Below are 18,788 nucleotides of genomic sequence, written 5' to 3'. Positions count from 1 at the left end.
CCAGGCGCCGCGTTCAGGACCCCTTTTCGGAATGCTCGGCATCCAATCGGTGCTCTGACGCATATTCGATGATCGTGTTCGTTTTTATGGCGCGCCAATCAGCCTAGCCTGAAGGAGATCGAGCTTAGCGCGCCGGTACATCTGCCGTTGACCAGCTTGAGCTTGGTGATCTGAGCTTCCACTTGGCCATTGGACCATGGTTGCGTCATAGCCGCGTGCACCGCGCCCTTATCGTTGGCGATGCCATTCGCGAACGAGCCAATGAGGCTCCTCTTGGATTCATCTATCCAAAGTTCGAGCTCGATCTCGACCCTCTTTCGGGTCATCGCGTGGAAGCGGCCAACGAGAGCTTGGGCATCGGGCAGCATGGGGACGCTTTGTTCCATAGCGGCAACCCTGACGGTTTGGGCCTTGGTTAGGTGGTCGCGCTTCGTCGTCGTCAACTGCGCTATCGTCCTGCCGGCGGGGACCTTCTGCAATTGTTGACGGCTGATAGTCTCGGCGCGTCGCCGTCGCGTGGCTCATTCCGCCAGCAAGCGCAGCGATCCCTTAAAGCCTTGCCCCCTCAAACGGCGCCAGAGTTCGGCACCGTTGCGACAGCCGCTTGACCACGGCGCGTCCGGGAACGGCGGGTTCGCATCCAGGGTGCTTTGACGGGTGCGGAAGATATCCGTACCGCCGCCGCGACTAATTTGGCGAACCAGATTGCGAGTATGTCCTGTACGGCGGACGATCTCGTTGAGTGGCACACCGTCGCTGACAAGAGCCGCGATCGCTGCATGCCTGTCCTGGCGCCGCAGATAGCCCTGATAGCCAAGCTTTTCCGCGCAGTCAGCAGTTTAAGATCGATCGTCGTCGCCCCAATTTCGGTTCGGATTTTGCTCATGGAGCGGCGCACCGCATCAAGGAAGGCCGCGCTCGCGTTTTCCATCAGATGCCATTGGTCGGCGACCTGGATGGCGTTCGGCAGCGCCTTGGCTGCTGCCTCGCCCATATCCACCACCGCGATCTCGCGACACAATGCCGATGCCCGGGTGCTTCGACACCCACGCCTGAACGGTCGCCGTTTCCCGGTCGGGCAGCAAGGCAACCATCCGCGGACCCCCCAAATCGCACACGATAGTCCCGTACCGACGGTTTCTCCGGAACGCCCAGTCATCGATACCCGCAACAAGCAATGGATCCGTCGGCATCGCCGTCCGCCGGCGGACCACTCGCAGCGAGGTATCGTTGCTGACAGGCAGCATGAGCCGCTTGGCGAAGCTTGCTGCCGGCGGCCGCCGAGCGCCACCCCAGGTAATGGACGACCTGTTCGAGCCGTGCCGTCCGACGCCGTCGAACCGGAACGACGTCTTCTCCGAACGCCTCCGCGAAGATCTGCCGGCGGCAATGCGGCACCTCGCATGTGAAGCGCCGCGTCAATCGAAGGTGCACCTTTCTGCCCGCTGATCGCAAATCGGCAACGTGCCGGACGTAGCGGCTATGGATGCGGCTCGACACTGTCGCGCACAAAGGGCACCGATCCTCCGCAGCTTTCCACCTAAGAGCCGGAATAAGCGAACACCCGTCGGCATCACGACTTTGGGCGGCCACTGCGCAGATATGCAACGATGGCCCCGCTCAACGTCTGGCGGTATCGGCATCCGTGCAGGCTGTCGGCCCTTGGCGCGAACGAGTATCTCGCTGGCGCGCCAGTCAATATCATCGAGCGTGAGCGTCGCGACCAGCCCGCAGGCCGAGCTTGGCCAGCAACAACAGAATGGCGTAGTCGCGCGCCGTCCCATCACCGTCTTTCGGTCGCAACCGTCGAGAGCCTTCCGCACCTGTGCGGCAGCAGATAGGTCGGCAGAGTTGCGAGTTTCCATCGACGCATCGGTGGAACGCAATCCGCCACGGGCGCGCGTTCAGCGCATCGCCTTGCCTGTTCCCGGGAGCAATGCTGGGCGTGGCGCTCAATGTAGCGGATCGCGTCCTCTTGGTTGATCTTGCACAGGGCGGCGGCGGCGCCGGAGCACACCTCGTGCAAAAACCTGCGGGTGACCGGGAGATGGCGGACGATGGACCTCGGGGCCAAGCCGCGCTCTGATCGCAGGTAGGCATCGAACTCCCTGAAGATCCGTTCATGCGGGGTGAGAGGCGGTAGCACCAATGGCGCGATCGCGCTTCCTCGCGCAGCACCGACAACCATCGCTTGAGCGCTGCCCGGTCACCGGGTTGGATAGACTGCGTCCCGCCTCGATATCGGAGGTCGCGCTCAAGGACCTGCTCATCGAGATCAATCAGCTTATAGCGACGGCCCGCGATCCAACTCAGGAGCCCGCCACCTACGTTGAGGCAACGCCACGCGCCGTGCCGAACGAGCCTCTCTTCGACGAGACGAACGGCATAGCACTGGACGAGCCGTCTGTGCGGCCCGCTTCCGAGACGCCGGTACAGCCGGCTTCTGCCCAAGTACTCTTCAAGTTTCATCTTTCTGTTCTCCGCTGTTTATAGCGGAGGCACAGAACGAACTATGCCGCCGACCAAACGCCAGTCAGCCAGAAATCTGGGGAAAACGTCCGACTCGATATAGCTCGGCGGGCGACATAGACTGTAACTCGATGGCGCAATGTCAAGCACTGGCTCGCTGACGTTGTCGCGAAGCTCGTAAATGGATGGGCCTGCGGCGCGACTGCACGAACTGCTCCCTTGGGCGTCGATCTACACGATGCATGTATACGATCCGAGGCTGGCAGCATGAGCCTGAACACGACCGCGGTACGGATCGAGGTGACCCCCTCAAGAACGTGAAACCGCAGGTGATGCGATGCCTTGTTGTGCCGCTCACGCTGCGCCTTGCTCGGCTGCATTGACGCTTCAGGCGGCGTTTGGGTGGACGAATACCCGGCTCTTCGAGTTTCTGGCTGGCGAAGGACGTTGGGGTGTTTTCGATCGCGATGGAGATTTTGGCCCTCAGCCCATCGATGCTCGCAAGACGCGGCTCTCCGATATCGTTCAAGAGACAGGCGCCAAGACGATCCATTATCTACCACTTCGGCGACAGCTGGGATCACGTGATCAAGCTCGAGAAGTGGTTCGACAACACGACAACGAGGGACTTCCTTTCTTGCTCGAGGCCGCCGGCCGTTGTCCTCCGGAACATCTCGGCGGTGCGTCAGGCTATGCCGAATACCTCGACGCCACGCGTTCAAAATAGACGTCGGCACCAATCAAATGGGCCTAGAGCTACGCTTACGCTTGACGAGGCAAAAGCGGCCTTCTACGAAATAGGACGCCACCGGCGTCAGACCGGTGTCTCCACTTTGCGCATTTCTTGCGGGCTTTTCTCTCTCGACAGTTAGGCCAATGGGCTGCAGGAGGCTGCGATCAACCTCCCATTCAGCTCCAGAAAATCTTCGAATGCGCTTGCAACCCCCTCGAGCTCACACGCCAACATCGGCAGGGATAAGTTGAGCATGCCCTTGCGGCTCAGATATTGGCCCCGCTCTAACATCTCTAGCTGAAAGAAGGGCTTAGCATTAGGATCTTCGGTCTCCGTGTCCGCGATGGTGCGGATGGCGCCCTCACGGAAATGGATGTTCATCATCGAACCGTTTCCAGTGAACTGTATGGGCAGTGCGCGGGCCTGCGCGATCCCGTTGAGCTTCGACCGCAATGCATCGCCCATGGCGTTTACTTGCACAAGACGGTCGCTCGTCAGCAGTGTTGCCGCGGCCACGGCCGCAGCCATGGAGATGGCATTGTTATTAAATGTGCCGGCATGAGCAAGGGCATCTGGCCGATTTGGATCGTAGAGCTCCATGATTTCCTCGCGCCCTCCAAAGGCGCCGAACGAAGCTCCTCCCCCGAGATACTTACCCAGTGTTGTGAGGTCTGGCGTCGTTCCGAGGACACCTTGGAGTCCAGTTGGCGCAAGACGAGAGCACATCACTTCGTCAAAGATGAGAATGACTCCATGCCGTTCGCAAGCGCAGCGAATTGCTGACAGGAATTCCCGACTCGCAGGAATGCATCCCGCCGATCCCTGCAGCGGCTCAACGATAACCGCCGCAAGGTCGCGCGCTTCACGATCAATCGCAGCCACTGTCTGTTCTATTTCGTTGTAAGTGCCGAGTACGAGCGGAAAAGGCGCATTTTGAGCAGAATCGCCAGATTTATAATGCAATACTCCCCCGTGATAGCCTCCGCGAAAAGCCATAATTCGCGAACGTTTCGTGAAGGCTCTGGCTGTCACCAACGCCATGAGATTCGCTTCCGTGCCCGAATTCGTGAATCGGATGCGTTCGACGGATGGGAAGCGCGAGCACAGGGAGGCTGCCAAGCGCGCCTCGTTCTCGATGTGCCCGCCATGCACCCAGCCCGTTTCAATAGCATGCTGAATAGCTGCTTTGATCGTCGGCTCTGAGTGTCCGAACAGCCCCGCGCTGTATTCACACAGAAAATCAACATACTCATTGCCTTCGAGGTCTCGAACTCGACAGCCCGAGCTCGTCTTTACGACAAACGGAAACGGCTTAAAGAACAGAACGGATCGCGTATTTCCCCCGGGCATGAATTGGGATGCGCGCTCCATATAGGCGAGGCTCAGCGGGTGTTGTCTTGAGTAGCGCTCTTCCGCGTCGGTCAGAGCGCGAGCGAGATCTAGGTTATGCCTAATTTCGGTCATCACGAGTTTTCCAGTTTTCAGTTCAAGCCCAGAATTCTTAGGAAGGTGAGACTGCTCATCGGCACCACCGCCTGAGAGCCAGGGACTTGGCCGATCAAGTGCGGATTAGTGGCACCGATACCCTTGGCAAGAACAGGGCCGTTCTTGCGCTCCCCGCTTCGAAGGTTTCAGCCTGTGAAGACGACTGCGCGAGCAGAGCAGGCAACGCTTGGTGCCGACCCCGTCCTAGGCTCGCGGTGCCGGCAAGCCCAATGAGAAACGGGTTATCGACAAACTGGCCGGGCTGTGCCGCCGTTGGAATCGCGCACAATGCCTTGCCAGAAACTGTGAATTTAGGGAACAAGGGGGATTCTAGATGATCGGCATCGGCCCTCATATGTCACACGCCCCTTTTCCGTGAGTAGCGGAAAAGCGCGCCGTTTTTTCCGGAGGAATAGGTGACGCTTACGGATCTCTTCAGCTGCCAGGCTCTCAACGTGGTCCACCATATCGAGCACCGCGCTGCGGTCACGTATTTTGGTCGGAACGCCGAAGTCATGTCGATGATCGCGTCCAACGGTGAGCGCAGAAGATTGGCCTGATCCTCGTTCCCTTAGTCGCGTCCGGCGTTTCCGAATGTCGTAATAGAATTACGAGTCTCAATTCGAGCGACTCCTGAAAATCCCACTGCAAGCTTCCGAGGTCCCAACCGCAAAAGCTTGCAACCCGAACCTGAGCTTGGACCCGAAAATCCACGGCACTCAATGGCCGCAAGAGAGTCCACGCCGCCCCGCTGAACTATCGAACTACCTGCGCGGGTGCGCAAACATGGACCAAAACAGCGGCATCAGCGCCAGCGGCTCTCCTCAGCATCGTAGGTGTCCGATAAGGGATCGTTGATGGCCATCAGCTCACGTTTGAGCACCTTATTGCTGGTGACCGTTCTCGGAAGCGCCGGAGTAAAGGCGATATACCGTGGTACCTTGAATGGAGCAAGGCGGGCACGAGCATGTTCGAGAATGCGCTCCACCTGCAGATGGGCTGGATTGAGTCCCTTTTTCATTTCGACATAAATTTTGATTTCCTCGCCCCATTTATCATCGTGAACAGGCACCGCGGCCACCTCCTCGATCTCGGGAATCTCGCGAATGACGGCCTCCACCTCGCAAGCAGCGATATTCTGACTAAAGCGACGGATCATGTCCTTCCTACGTCCTACGAACCAATAAAAGCCGAGTTCGTCGTGGCGCAACAGATCACCAGTCTTGAACCATTCCCCTTCGAAGCAACCCGCATTCGCGTCTGGCTTGTTCCAATAGCCCTTGAAGATGCCACGCCCCTTCACCCAGAGCTGGCCGACTCCGCCGACGGGGGTGGCGCTGCCGTCATCGTTGACCAAGCGCAGTTCCCGAAAAAGGGAGCGAATTCCGACCGAACCGGTCTCATTCATGTCTGCGACATCAGGAGGAATTTGCGTGCCAGTTCCGATTTCGGTCATGCCAAAGGGGTTGTTGGCGCGCACAGCAAACTGTTCGCGATATCGGTGGACCGTTTCAGCACTCCAGCCGTCGTACTGCCACACCTGCTTCAGGCTCGTCGGTAGGTTATCGTCGCGTTCTGCTATGAGCCTCGGCAACGCACACCACTCGATGCGAAAGTTCTTTACCCAATCCATAAGTTGCGATGCGTCTAGTTGCTGAGCGACGTACACCGTTCCGCCCTGTCCATATGACCTCAGAAGAATAGATGGCCAACTGACATACGAGAAGGATGCCCAACTCAGATACCTCTTGAACGGGGCAAGACAGCCAGTTACGTACGATTCGACCCCCCAATAGTCGTGCGTCAACATGCAGCCCTTCGGAAAGCCCGTCGTCCCCGAAGTATATTGGATCGTCAGCAGGTCCTCGGGGCGGACATCCTCGTCGACCGGCGAATCGTCGACGCTCCTGAATAATTGTTGGAGCGTGATAGCTGTCCCGCCGGAAGGCTGCCCTACAAGAATTACTCGCTCATTTGCAAGTTCTTGCGGCCAAGGATCGATCGCGCCGAACACTGGCCATGCAGATTCGTCGACGATGGCAAATTTGGCCTGGGTATCGCTGATAATGTATTCGACCTCCCTCGGCGTGTAATGCATGTTGATCGGGACCATCACCGCCCCGAGCTTTGCAAGCGCGAACCACACAGTCGGCCATTCGATGCGATTGGGCAGCATCACTGCGACGCTATCGTGCTTGCGCACTCCGAATGCGCGCAGCGCATGTGCATAGCGGTTGGAGCTGCAGTCCAACTCAGAGTAGGTTAAGCGCTCGCCGCGCTCGAAGATGTCGACCGCGGTTGTGGACGCGTGTGTTCGCGCCCGCAACGAAACAAGCTGTCCCACTGTTGTGGTTTTATATGCGGCCTCCAGCACCTCGCTCCTGCGCAAAGCGCTTGCTACGCGGTCGTGCAGTTGGCTTGACGTCCAGCTGTTAGGAGTCATTATAATCCTCAGGTCGAAGAGACAAAGACAAGTCGAGCAACGGGCGCAATCGTTCCGTTTGACAAGTTGCCTCGGCCACAGCCTGCGCGGGGCGCTGGTCTGATTAACCGACCGGCACGCGGATGCCCCGCGCGCGCGGCACTACGGCGAAGTCGAGTCCAGTAATGCGCGGCTCCTCACTCCATTGATGAACTAGCCGTGCCATTGCTGCACCTTCGTATCTTGATGAGCGTCCATCATCCGTTATTCGGCCAGTTAGTAATTGACGGTACATCACTAACAATGATCAGGGCACTACCTACTCTGGTGAGGATATGAAGAAGCGGTGGCGTCGCGTATCAACGATAGGTGCCATGGACCCCTAGCCGGTCGATGTGGACTGCGGCTGCCGAGAATACCAGCCGGTAATTGTCGTCAAGCGCCCCATTGCTCGCCAAGCGCCATGAGCCTGGAAGGTTCCGCGACTAACGAAAACGAGATTTTTTTCTTACGATGAGACCATGAGATACCAGGCGAGCCGGGCGGATGATGCCGTCCGCGTCAGCGCATGAGGGCGATCGCGCAGGGAGCCTTTCGCTGCGCCTATCGGCGCCTGCATGTCAAGCTCGGGCGGGAGGGTTTTCTGGTCAACCACAAGAAGCTCTTCAGCTCTAGTAGCGGAAAGAGAGACGCGCGTTTCCTCGCCTTGGCGGCGGCAGCGGCCGGTCGGGACCGGAGCGCCGATGACGGTGCCGATCGCGACGAATGCCGCTGGTCGCTCGACCCCATCTCTCGGATCAGCTCACCAATGGCTATCCGACCGTGGTGGATGACTGCACGCGCGAGAGCCTAGCGCTGGTGCCCGACACCTCTCTCTCGGGCATGCGGGTGGCGCGAGAGCCGGCCCGGCTGGTGACGGAGCGTGGCAAGCTGACGATTGCGGTCAGCGATCAGGGCAGCGGGTCCACCAGCAGGGCCAACAACTACTCAACCGAGGGGAGCTCGCCAGGAGCCAGGGGCGGAAGCCGCGCGGCGCACTTGTATGCGGTCGATCCAAGAGGATCGGCATGAATATTGCGGTGACGCACATCGTCGACGAAGCTCCAAGGCGGCGGCCCAATCTACATCGCGCTTGGGGACCATGCGCCATGTCGGGTCGCGTCGTGTCGGCGAGTTCGCGAACGAGCCGCCGAGCTAGCATTACAGTTGCCTTTTATGGACTTTGGAGGTCGTGGACGCCGCTAGCATCGATCGGGGAGACGCTTGCGTTGTGGGCGGCGTCGTTTCGAGAGATCAAGAAACGGATACGTCCGTTGTTCACGCAAAGGCGTGTTGCGACGAATGCAGGTCTGTTCCTAGAAGGTCTGCTCGGACATGAGCAACTGGTTGGATGCGGGGGAGGCGGCTGGCTATCGCGGCCCATGGCGGCAGCAGGCGATTCTGGGTCGTGGAGACTGGGACGCTGATGGCCTGCGCGATATCGCACACGACTCTGTCATCGAGTGGCGGATGACGATGCGTTGCTGGTGATCGACGAGACCGGCTTTCTCAAACAGGGCGAAGCGTCATTCGGAGTGGCGCGGCAATACACTGGTTCGGTAGGCAAGATTACGGAATTGCCAGATCGGAGTCTTCGCTACCTACGTTTCGCGTCATGGTCATGCGTTCATCGACCGCGCGCTGTATCTTCCGAAGGAATGGACTGACGATCCGGATCGTCTGGAAGCCGCCTATGTGTCTGCCGATGCCAGCGTTGCGACCAAACCAAGCTTGCGACGAAAATGATCGCACGCGCGATAGCGGCGTCTGTACCGTTCAGGTGGGTTGCCGGTGATACCGTCTACGTTTGTCGCTGAAGCATGTGTGTAACCCGCGACTGCCGCCGACCTTCACTTGTAGAGAGTGCGAAGTTGCGCTCGCGAGCCGCTCGCTCGCCAATGAACAATCCGGCCTTAACGCTTTGCACCGTCAATGCCTAACCGAAAATGCTGCTTCTCGCTCGATTGCGGCTCGCGCGTGGCACTCCCACGATTGGTAGGTGCGCAAATCGGCGCGCCTGAGTAAGGTGCCACCACGCAACCAAGTACGTCACCCTAAACGCTGCGACCTGAACGATACGCTCACTAGAATCCGGAGGCATTCACGACCGCCACAATCTTCAGAACCGCGGCCTCGTCTCAACATGCGGATTGCTCGCAACGCGGGTCTGAGCGGCTCGTGCATCAATTACTGATGCAGATCGAACTGGGGGATGGCGCCAACGCCACTCTTAAGAGGCTGCCTGCGCTATGCTCGAAAGATCATTCGTAAATGCCATGGAAACGGCGACGCGCCTCGCTCATGACGGTGGTCTCGGCACGTTCCGCTCACGATGAGGTCCGGCGTTTGGTTACGAGAGCCCTGGAATCCAGCGCACCGAGTCTATCAGGGATGATGCAAGATGGCCGGATACTCGACTCCGGGACCTCGCCGCAACAGACGTTATCGCGCGAGAGGTTCGAGCTGGAGGAGGGCCCGCTCCGGATACCGTTGGCGACAGCGCTGGACGGGCTTGAAGACCGCATCGAACGAGGAGCCGCGCTTTTGCATGAGCTCGGCGTGGGTTGCAGCCGTGCACGAGAAGAGCTTCGTTCCGCAATCGCGAGTTTCGAGAAACCAACCGTTCAACGAAGGGATGGGTGAGTACGAAGCGCTTTGTAAAACACGCTGAACAATAATCGGTGTGAAAACGGGGCGCGACGTCGGCATCTTGGCCGCGCTGCGGGAGTTTCGTACTCAGAGCTTTGGCACCGGCGAGACGCGGGCGGGCTGGGAGCAGGCGGCGTGATCGGCGTCGCTAGGTCGATGACCGACGGCGCTGCGGAATGCCGCATATCGTCCTGGGAGATTTCTATGGCAAGCCGAGCTTCACGTCCTCTTGGAATTCTAAACCTCGAAAGGGGAGTAACGCCTCCCCGGCCGAGGCCCGGCTCGATCCTTCATCCATCGACCTTCGAGTTTCCAATCATTTCGGAAACCGTCGAGGGAGCTTGGGCGGATGTCGCCATGCGCGGTGATCCCGCGCTCGAGCCGGCCACTATCGCGGCCGTCCAACGCTTGGTCGAAAGAGGCGCTGTTGCGATAAGTTCGAACTGCGCCTCTTTTATCCATCTTCAGGAGGCTATATCTGTCGCGGTGAATGTCCCCGTAGCGACATCGAGCTTACTGCTCGTGCCGGCTTTGCTTAGCCAACTGCCGTCAACTGCTAAGATCGCTGTTCTTTCCGCGGACTCAACGTGCTCCAGTGAAAGGGTGCACCGCCTCTTAGATTCCATCCAGCGGGCGAGGTTGGTCATTGGCGGCATTGAAGGGGGGACGTTGTGGCAAAACGAGATGAAGCGTCCCCCGGTATACACCGAAACCGCCGATATTGAGGAGGATGTCTCCTCCTGCGTCTCACGGCTTCTCGCTGCCGACCCGCAAGTAACTGCAATCTTGTTCGAATGCACGGCTTTCTTACCCGTCTCTCCCGCAATCCGTCGGATGACGAATTTGCCGGTCTACGATATCGCGAGCGTCTGCCGGATGACGATGGAGTCAGCTCCAATGGGTAACGCACGTCCCAAGAATAGCACACCGGCAATAATTCCCCGTACTGATCCCCCGCTACTTTAGACTTACGCACGCCATCGGACCGCCTCATGGTTCGATCGGATATGCACAACTGGGAGTTAGGTCGATACTTTCGAACTTTTCCAGTACTCGCGTCACCGCCCACCGCGTGGCCCGTCGAGCGCAACCGAAGGGGTCCGGAACCGGCGCTTGTGCGCAATCTCAAGTACTCGTGGCGCGAACCCGTTGTAAGTACCGCGCTTGCTCGGACACTCGCGGCTGATCGTTAAGGGGATACGGCTGACCACATACGATCGGATCACACGCTACGGACTCTTTGGTGGCCATACTCACCGCGAACCCTGGTCACGAAAGTCAATACCGGACGAAGAAGGAGAGAATTACTGATGACACGTTCAACGCTTCCCCTCGTGGGAGTCAATGTCCTTGATTTCGGCCAGCACATCGCCGGTCCGGCGGTGGGAATGATCCTGGCGGATCTCGGCGCTACTGTCGTCCATATCGACCCGCCATCTGGTCCGCTCTGGGACAGCCCGGCCAACGCTATTCTCAATCGAAATAAGTTGACTGTTTCTGTGGACTTGAAGGCTGAAGAGGGTCTTGCACAGGCGCAGGCGCTCGTGAAGAAAGTGGACATCGTGGTCGAGAATTTCCGTCCCGGAGTGCTAGGTCGCCTAGGGATTGACTTTACGTCGCTCCGCAAGGTGAGACCGGAGCTGATCACGGTCTCCATTCCGGGTTTTGCTTCGAACGATCAACTTCGTCGCCAGTGGCGCGCCTTCGAAGCCGTGATCGCCGCGTCCTCAGGTCTGTTCAGCGATATGGGGCTGAGCCGCGTGCTCATGGGGGTGAACCCGTCCTTCTCGCCACTGCCTCTGGCATCTGCCTACGGCACGATGCTCGCTGTTTCCGCCGCAGTGCTCGCGCTTCAGAAACGCGAGCGAAGTGGGATCGGTGACCAGATCGAGGTGCCCCTCGCATGCGCAGTGATGGAGGGTCTCGCGTACAACACGATCAGCATTGACAGACTTCCAGGCCGATACAAGTCACAACGAGAGCACGAGATCGACCGGCGGCGCAAAACCGGCCTGCCGATGAACCTTTCCTATGAGTCCGTGCAGGAACTGTTTGATCCGTTTTGCCGTAGTTACAGCTGCAAAGATGGACGCATGTTCTATGTCCTCTGCTCGGCCCACAAGCATCATCCGAAACGCTGTTTGCAAGTTCTGGGATTATACGATGAACTCGTGGGTGAAGGACTTAAGGAGCAAGCGGATTTGTATCTCCCTGTCAAGGAACGGCCATCCGACGTGTGGATTGGCGCCTTGCCCAAGTCGTGGGCTGATAAGATCGCCACTCGAATGAAGGCAGCTTTCCTGAAGCGAACCGCAAAGGAATGGGAGTACATTTTCGGGGAAGGGCGGATACCCGCGGCAGCTCATCGTTGGTTGCACGAATGGATCAGCGATGATCACGCCAACTGTACGGGCCTGATGATCAAGGTCGATGATCCGGTGTATGGGCGGATGATCCAGCCTGGACCTATCGCCTGGCTGGAGGAAAGCGGAGAGGCGATGCTTAGCCCGGTACCGCGGAAATGGGTTACCTTCGAGCAAGCGATCGCGGCGGTCTCGGTGAACCCTGTAACGCGATTGCCAAAGCGACCCGCCGAGAACTCAGCGGGATGGCTTGACGGTGTGCGAGTTCTTGACCTTTCCAATGTCATCGCTGGGCCGCATTCTGCATACTATCTTGCCCGTTTTGGAGCGAACGTAATCAAGATCGATCCGTCTAGCCCACTGTACGACAGCTCCTTCACTGTCATCTATGGCATCAACCATATGAGGGGCAAGCGGTCGGTTCTGCTGAATTTCGGCTCATCAAGGGGTAGGGAGGTGTTCGAAAGGCTGGTGAAGTCGGTTGACGTCGTCATCTGGAATGCGCCTGACCGGCAAGTCAAGCGAGTGGGGCTTGATTTGAACGGACTGAGAGCGCTCAATCCACAAGCTGTCTTCTGTCAACTCGATTGCTTCGGCGGCGTCGCTCGCGGTCCTCGCAGTGATTATCTCGGCTATGAAAATCACGTCCAAGCGGCCACCGGCATGATGCTCAGGTCCGGTGGTTCGGCAGAAACCCCTGAGGAATACGTGTACGTTGGTACGATTGACGTATTGGGCGGCCTCGGCGCGGCCCTCGGCATTGCTGTCGCGATGTACCAGAAGGCCAGGACCGGATCCGTAGGGAGAGCCCGGACCTCGCTATCGGCACTCTCTGGCCTCCTGCAGATACCCTTCTGCTATGACTATCCGGGACGCGGGCCGTTCGATGAGCCTTCCGGTATTGATGCCAAAGGCTACGATGCACTGACCCATATCTATGCGTCGGCCACTAATCAAAGTCTTCTGCTCGGCGCCACCGAACGCGACCTGCCTCGGCTTGTGCGAGTCCCGGGGCTTGAGGGGCTTGCTGATGTGCCGAAGGAGCACCGTCCCTCTTTCCTGGCGAAGGCTATCAAAGAAGCTTCCGCTGAGGAATGGCGCTCGAAGTTCGATGCAGCCGGTATTGGTGCTGCAGTCTGCGAGAATGTCGCGGCCATACGCTCGGCAAATTCGAAGCCTACGGATGCGACCTCAGGAACAGAACAGGGCAGCTATTCCTTCTCCACCTTTCCAGACCATCCCAGCGGGCATGCTGTAACACAGGCCGATTGTTGCGCTGTCCGCTCGGCGGTTGGAAAAGTACATGCGCTGCCCCCGGCAGAAAAATACGGCGCTTCGACGCGGCACGTTCTGCGGTGGCTAGGATATGCCGAACCCGAAATAGATGGGTTGCTCGCTGAAGGCGCTGTAAGCGAAAGCTGGAGTCGCGAGTATTTGCCCTCCTGAAGAGAAGGATCTAGCGCCGCGTCCGGGACCCAATGGGAGTTGGGTCTCGGGGGGGCATGTGGTTCACCAAGCGAAGGTTGATTCTTGTCGAACAAGCGCTGTTCATGCGGGCGCATTGGAGGCTAACCTTGCTACACTTTGTGCAACTACTTCGCTTCCGTAGGCGATTTCTTACCCTCGAGATTCGGACGAATTCTCCCGTTTGTTGGCGAGGTCCTTGCGATGAGGCCCCCTCTCTTCGTCTTCTGCATCGATCAAGAAATGATCCCGTCGTGGCTCACGTTCTGGATGCGCTCAAGACCGAATGCACCATTGTTCGAACGGGTTTAAAGCTCGACGGGCACTCCGTACTTGAGGTTGCTGGCTTGCATAACGCTCGGATTTCGATCGTGCGCACTAACGAGGTCGTGAGTAATGACTATGCGCGGTACGCGCCAATCTTGAATGAACGCTTCGGTGACGCGAACGTTATTGGAATCGTGAATTGGCACGCGGGTGCCAATGCACCAAACGCAATCTTCTCCGTTCAAACGACTGGCGACCTCGCGACGGGGACTTTCAGCGCAGTCACCCCCCGGATTACTCGCGGCCTTCTTCTAGCCATCGAAGCCGAGCGCGTTACGTCTGGTCTTGACGACTTTCGCACTTACCTGGAGGCGACTCATTGGTCGGGCGTCATGGCTGGTGATGCTGGTACACGTCTAGCCGACTTGCGGCCTTCTGCAATCGATATTGAGATCGGAAGCTCGCCAGCAGATTGGACCAAATTCTCTTGCCGCTCGGGTGCTGACGCGAGCGCTATTGCGAACGTTCGATCGCATGGAAGAACCAGTAAACTCCGTCCTTTGCATCGGTGGCGTTCACTTCGAGCCAAGCTTTACGAGCGCCATATTGCAGTCACACCACGAACCCCGATAGCAGCAAGTCACGTCCTACCGGGCCATTGGCTAGTAGTGTCGGACGGCTATGACCGGGAAGGTCGCTTGGTCGATCTAAGAGCATGCGTGCATTCGATCGCGGGTGGGATCCAAAGCATCGTGTACCACGACAAGCTGAAAGCTCTTTGCGTCCCGATGCTTTCGCACAAAAAAAGCGGGCGGCTCTTTCCAAGGATATCGAATGAGCCCCGAAAGCTGTCATGTGCTGTCGGACCAGCATGTAAACTATCGGTCGCCCAGCCCGTGACGTCGTTCTCTGGAGAAAAGCGATGAACGCTATTGGTTTTGGTTCGATTAGGACAATTCCGTACGATCCGTTTCCCCGGATCGAATACGAAGGCCGGGTCGAGCGAGCGCGGCGTTTGATGAAGGAGCATACTATAGACGCGCTTCTGGTGACCTCCGAACACAACTTGCGATATTTCGTTGGTGAGCCTAGCACGACCCCGCAGCAGACGACTCGGCCGCGATTTCTTCTTATTCTTTCGTCTGGTGAAGCTGTTGCGATCGTTCCAGAGGGAATCGACCAGTTCTATAGAGAGACAACCTGGGTAAAAAATTTCCGGAGCTGGCCTAGTCCGAATCCGAAGGATGAGGGCGTGTCAGCACTTGCCGCAGCGTTGCATGAACTGTTGCCAGAGCACGTCAGGATCGGCGTAGAGCTTGGCGCGGAGAGTAGGCTTGGCTTCCCTGCGGGAGATTTCTTGCGCGTTGCGGATGCGATCAAACCTCGGACGTTTGTCGATGCATCGGATCCGATTTTCACTCCATTGCGAATGATCAAGTCTCCGCTAGAGGTTGACCGAATTCGAACTGTATGCGGGCTTGTTTCAGAGGCATTTGAGAATCTGACACCAAAGCTGCGTCTGGGCATGACGGAACGAGAGGTGTGTCGCTTGTTCGAGGCCGAATGCTTCAGTCGCGGCGTCGAGAAAACGAGCAAGATTGTGGGGGTTTCAGGGCGCGGGGGCTATACGCGGCCCTACGGTGTCCCGAGCGACAAAGTTCTGTCGGATGGAGACCTGCTGTTTATTGATGCCGGCTGTCTATTCGACTTTTATTGGAGCGACTTCGACCGGCACTTTGCGTTCGGTGCACCTGATCCGCACACCCAGGATGCCTTTCAAGTCGTTTGGGATGCCACCGAAGCGGGAATTGCCGCCGTTAACCCTGGCATTCCGATCTGCAATGTCTGGAGCGCAATGTCAGCCGTATTAAACGGCTCAAACAATCGCGGGAAAGCCACGAACATCGGGCGAATGGGACACTCCATGGGTTTATGGATGCCTGAGCTACCTTCGGTTCAACCGGACGATAAGACCATACTAAAGCCAGGCATGATCATTAATATTGAGCCAAGCACCTCGTATCCTTCATATTTCGACGGATCACCGAAGCTGATGCTGCATGAAGAGGTCGTTGTCGTGACCGATGCTGGCGCGGAACTGCTCACGTCTCGTGCTCCTCGAACGATACCGGTGCTCGCCAAATAAAGAGAGCGCTGGGTACGGCCGATCCCAAAAGCGAAGGAAGGTGGTCGAGTAGCTCAGCCATCGGGCTTCGCCCTCACAGATCCGGGCGGGCGGCTTTGCCGTACCCGGCTCTTGCCGAGGGTAACCCGCGTCATATCCGCGCCTGCGCCAAGTGCGAGTGATTCGTGGAACGGGCAGACGGAAGCGTCCCGTCAGGGCCTCGGGCCCGACCAGCCCACACGCCGAGTTTTCTGACTCCGCCGTCTGAGACAGCGCAGCCGGCTCTTCGCAATTGGCCTGTCGGTCCGGCGGAGATCTCCTTCTTTCCAGGCGATCCGCCAAGCTCGACAAAAACTGTTCGATCGGTGGCGCCGCAGTTGGAGGGCTAGCTGGGGCGGCGGCCGTGAGACCGACCAACTTCTCCTGCACGGCTCGGATATCGCGCAATAAGCCGACCGGATCCAGGCGGTCATATATTTCATTGACGCTGGCGCGGATTGCATCAGGTGTTCTTGCTTCGGCAACCAGCCGCTGATGTGGGGTCGCGGGGCGCTGTACGTTTGGACGTGCGCACCGTCGGGCGCTCCTTTCGCAGCAGTTTGAACGACGGCTGCAACAAGTTCACGAACAGTCGGGCCGAACGGTAAAGCTGAGCCAGCAAAAGCGGCCGCTTCGAGCCCCTCGAATCGACGCTAGCCGACCATTCGTCGGACCACCGCGCCGTTCTTCTGCTCGACCAAGGCCTGATCGTTCTTGCGATAGGGGCGACTGTGCGAGAAGACGACCAGCCTGTTCGCAGTACACCTTCAAGGTCTCATTCATGAACACAGAGTCGTTGTCGGTGTCCAGACCCAGGAGCGCAAACGGTAGCTGTTTACGAAGTTCGGTCAGAACCGTGTTCAACAGCTTCTGCTCACGCACCAGAAGTGGCGCGCATTCCGTCCAGCCGGTCGCGATGTCCGTGAGAACGAGCGCGTGGCGCCGAAGGACTGCTGTACGCAACAAGATTGGCCTCGACGAACCCAGGCGCCGGATCTCCCCAATCCGCTAAAGTACCAATAGGGTGCGTCGCAGAGCACTTGCTACAGAGCGACGACGCGGCCGACCGCTTTGCTCACGAACGCATCGAAGTGCCCAAGTCGATCGTCGCCGCACTCATCGACAATAATTTAGCCTGAATCTCTGTCGCCAGGTCCATATGGCCGTGCCGCTCCATCGATTCTGTCAAACGCCATCCGGAACTGCCCCCTTTGCGCCATGAAGAACTGCCCCCACCATCTGGGTTATGATCTCGGTTGAATTACTTCCGACGGCACGGCCCGGCGGGAGGCGGAGCCGACGGGAGGGCCGTCACCGGCGGTCGGCGCCTTGATGAGGCCGCTCTTGCGCTTGGCTCGGAGCCGGTAACTGTCGCCGCGGATCGTCAGCACGTGGCTGTGGTGCAGGAGCCGATCGAGGATGGCGGTGGCGTGGTCCGCAACGCTGCGGTTCGACGTGATCAGCATCGCGCCGGTTAGCGCCTACTGAGAGTTGGAAGAACAGATGCGCCGGGTTGGGTTCCAGCGGAAGAAAGCCGAGCTCGTCGACGATCAGCAGCTTTGGCTTGGATAGCGCGAGCAGTTTCTCGTCGAGACGCCTTTCGCCATGCGCCTCGGCGAGGCCCGCGACCAGCATCGTCGCCGTGGTGAACTGCACCGTGCCCCGGCAAGGGTCGCCTCTCGCTCCGGCGCGATCGACAAGTGCGTCTTGCCGACGCCGGGCGAGACAGCGTCACAATGCCGGGTGTCCGGCGTTCGAGGTTTTGATCCTCTATCCGTTCCACCCTCGGGCCGGGCAGATGGTGCAGGTCGAGCACCGCAAGCGCTTCGCCGGCGAGAACCATCTGGTCGTGGTGCAGCCCGACGGGACACTCGCCGTGATCCCGGCCTGGATGAGCGAGGATATTGCTCGCTCTGCAACGCTCACAGCAAGCCCTCGGTTGGCTGTCGAAAGGCTCGTCGAGCTGCGGGCGCGAATCGATGTGCTTATCGCCTCTCGAGGCGAGGCATGGCCCCTGCGTGAAGGAGGGGATCATGCAACCAAGCCACCACTTGCAACGAGCCTTTTCGAGGACGATCGCCAGGGGCTGGCGATTCCGGCGTCTCAGAGAAGCACTCTCGTCTGCCTGATCGAGGGCCGCTAGTCGAGGCCCTCGCCGACGGCGCCAATATCGAGACAGCCGAACTCTGCAATTTCGCTTTTGGATTCCCTTTCCCTGCGGCCTAGGATTCTGTGGTGCATCGGAGGGAACGATGCGGCCGAAGAAGCACAAGAGGACGGGATCGAACGATCTGTTCCCGGCGCGGCTGGACCAGATCATCGATCGAAAGCACGGGTTGGTTCTGCTTGCCGGCAAGATCGATTGGAACTGGATCGACGGCGAGATCGCGCCGCTCTACAGCGAGAACGGCCGGCCGGGGATCGAGACCCGCTTCATGATCGGGCTGTTGTTGCTCAAGCATATCTACGGGCTGTCCGATGAGGGGGTGTGCGAGCGCTGGGTCTACGACCCTTATTTCCAGTTCTTCACCGGCGAAGAGTTATTCCAGCACGCTTTCCCGCACGAACGCTCGGACCTGAGCCATTGGCGCAAGCGGCTCGGCGACAAGCTGGAGCTGCTGCTGGCCGAGAGCCTGCAGGTGGCGCAGCCGGCGCCTTACGCGGCCAGGACCTCAAGCGCGTCACCGTCGACACCACGGTGCAGCCGAAGGCCATCACCTTTCCGACCGATGC

At 58.8% G+C, this 18,788-nt stretch carries 8 protein-coding genes and 7 pseudogenes; 10 read left to right on the top strand and 5 right to left on the bottom strand.

The genetic code is table 11. The annotated features are described in order from the left end of the window. Positions 1–84 precede the first annotated feature (84 nt). Positions 85–1,608: pseudogene (locus AC0L3K_RS34205) on the bottom strand (ISL3 family transposase). Positions 1,609–2,148: 540 nt separating this feature from the next. On the opposite strand from AC0L3K_RS34205, the gene AC0L3K_RS34200 reads away from it, so the two are divergent. The 3 genes and pseudogenes from AC0L3K_RS34200 to AC0L3K_RS34190 all read left to right on the top strand — a co-directional run bounded on the left by AC0L3K_RS34200 (position 2,149) and on the right by AC0L3K_RS34190 (position 3,196). Next, positions 2,149–2,493, top strand: coding sequence for a hypothetical protein (locus AC0L3K_RS34200; protein ID WP_473367651.1), 345 nt, complete (start codon positions 2,149–2,151; stop codon positions 2,491–2,493). Positions 2,494–2,607: 114 nt separating this feature from the next. Then, positions 2,608–2,740: pseudogene (locus AC0L3K_RS34195) on the top strand (transposase domain-containing protein); the annotation flags it as partial. A 66-nt stretch (positions 2,741–2,806) separates the two neighbouring features. After that, the gene (locus tag AC0L3K_RS34190; protein WP_473367650.1) at positions 2,807–3,196 is read left to right on the top strand and encodes an IS1096 element passenger TnpR family protein; all 390 of its coding nucleotides are present in this window, start codon (positions 2,807–2,809) and stop codon (positions 3,194–3,196) included. 141 nt (positions 3,197–3,337) lie between these two features. Here the strand turns inward: AC0L3K_RS34190 and AC0L3K_RS34185 are convergent, their stop codons facing one another. Both AC0L3K_RS34185 and AC0L3K_RS34180 read right to left on the bottom strand, forming a co-directional pair. Next, entirely contained in the window at positions 3,338–4,666 is a 1,329-nt protein-coding gene (locus AC0L3K_RS34185; protein ID WP_473367649.1) for an aspartate aminotransferase family protein, read from the bottom strand. Positions 4,667–5,492: 826 nt separating this feature from the next. After that, positions 5,493–7,061, bottom strand: a complete 1,569-nt coding sequence (locus AC0L3K_RS34180) for a class I adenylate-forming enzyme family protein (RefSeq protein ID WP_473367648.1) — start codon at positions 7,059–7,061, stop codon at positions 5,493–5,495. A gap of 566 nt (positions 7,062–7,627) precedes the next feature. Here AC0L3K_RS34180 and AC0L3K_RS34175 point away from each other — a divergent pair. From AC0L3K_RS34175 to AC0L3K_RS34155, 5 genes and pseudogenes are all read left to right on the top strand, one after another. After that, positions 7,628–8,087, top strand: a pseudogene (locus AC0L3K_RS34175) (transposase family protein); the annotation flags it as partial. A gap of 512 nt (positions 8,088–8,599) precedes the next feature. After that, positions 8,600–8,815, top strand: a pseudogene (locus tag AC0L3K_RS34170) (transposase); the annotation flags it as partial. Further along, positions 8,778–8,894 carry a hypothetical protein gene (locus tag AC0L3K_RS34165; RefSeq protein ID WP_473367673.1) on the top strand — a complete coding sequence of 39 codons (117 nt, stop codon included), beginning with the start codon at positions 8,778–8,780 and terminating at the stop codon, positions 8,892–8,894. The pseudogene AC0L3K_RS34170 and the gene AC0L3K_RS34165, both read left to right, overlap by 38 nt. A gap of 2,213 nt (positions 8,895–11,107) precedes the next feature. After that, the gene (locus tag AC0L3K_RS34160; protein ID WP_473367647.1) at positions 11,108–13,606 is read left to right on the top strand and encodes a CoA transferase; all 2,499 of its coding nucleotides are present in this window, start codon (positions 11,108–11,110) and stop codon (positions 13,604–13,606) included. 1,207 nt (positions 13,607–14,813) lie between these two features. Next, positions 14,814–16,037 carry a M24 family metallopeptidase gene (locus tag AC0L3K_RS34155; protein ID WP_473367646.1) on the top strand — a complete coding sequence of 408 codons (1,224 nt, stop codon included), beginning with the start codon at positions 14,814–14,816 and terminating at the stop codon, positions 16,035–16,037. A gap of 257 nt (positions 16,038–16,294) precedes the next feature. On the opposite strand, the pseudogene AC0L3K_RS34150 reads toward AC0L3K_RS34155, so the two are convergent. Together AC0L3K_RS34150 and AC0L3K_RS34145 are read right to left on the bottom strand one after the other, a co-directional pair. Then, a pseudogene (locus AC0L3K_RS34150) lies at positions 16,295–17,244 on the bottom strand (ISNCY family transposase); the annotation flags it as partial. Between the two features lie 55 nt (positions 17,245–17,299). Then, positions 17,300–17,776, bottom strand: a pseudogene (locus tag AC0L3K_RS34145) (ATP-binding protein); the annotation flags it as partial. Positions 17,777–17,853: 77 nt separating this feature from the next. Here AC0L3K_RS34145 and AC0L3K_RS34140 point away from each other — a divergent pair. Beyond that, positions 17,854–18,198, top strand: coding sequence for a hypothetical protein (locus AC0L3K_RS34140; protein WP_473367676.1), 345 nt, complete (start codon positions 17,854–17,856; stop codon positions 18,196–18,198). Positions 18,199–18,307: 109 nt separating this feature from the next. Beyond that, positions 18,308–18,788 (top strand): annotated as a pseudogene (locus AC0L3K_RS34135) (transposase); the annotation flags it as partial.

The sequence above is a fragment of the Bradyrhizobium sp. MI1.10 genome (genome assembly GCF_055811035.1).
Note: the sequence above shows the minus strand (reverse complement) of the source record. Positions and strands in the feature narration are given on the sequence as shown.